Origin of the sequence: Pseudomonas sp. EL_65y_Pfl2_R96, assembly GCF_963970905.1 — a bacterium.
Taxonomy (GTDB): Bacteria; Pseudomonadota; Gammaproteobacteria; order Pseudomonadales; family Pseudomonadaceae; genus Aquipseudomonas.
In genome coordinates, this window is sequence record NZ_CAXAQH010000289.1 from 1 (window position 1) to 475 (window position 475).

Below are 475 nucleotides of genomic sequence, written 5' to 3' on the forward strand. Positions count from 1 at the left end.
TATTGTAGAGTCCGTCTTTATAGGGACGCGTCGCGAGGAAGGTCGCCCACCACTCTCCGTTCTGCGTCTGGACGAACTTTGCATGGCCCGCCGATGTCACCGGATTGGCGCGGCTGGGGTCGAGCGTACGCTGGGTGAGAATCGGATTGCCCGGAAAGGGCACATAGGGGCCGTCAACGGAATCGGCGCGGAAGACGACCTCCGAATGGTTGTCGCTCGTCCCGCCCTCGGCGGCGATCAGATAATAGCGACCGTCGCGTTTCAGGAGGTGCGGACCTTCGATCCAAATGGGCTTTTTGGACAGGTCGACCCCGCCATTGACGATCTGTGTTCGCGGCGCGACGAGCTTCAGCGTCCGCCAGTCGAACGCCTGCATCCAGATCGCGCGATGGCCTTCGTAGCGTGGCGTTTCGTCGGGGGCACCGTTGTTGACGATATACGCCGTGTCGCCGTCCCAGAAGATGGACGGATCGAT

General features: G+C 61.7%; 1 protein-coding gene. It reads right to left on the reverse strand.

Annotated features, from left to right (window positions below):
- Positions 1-475 (reverse strand): family 43 glycosylhydrolase (locus tag AACY49_RS30670; protein ID WP_339528045.1); only part of this gene is annotated, 475 nt, incomplete at both ends.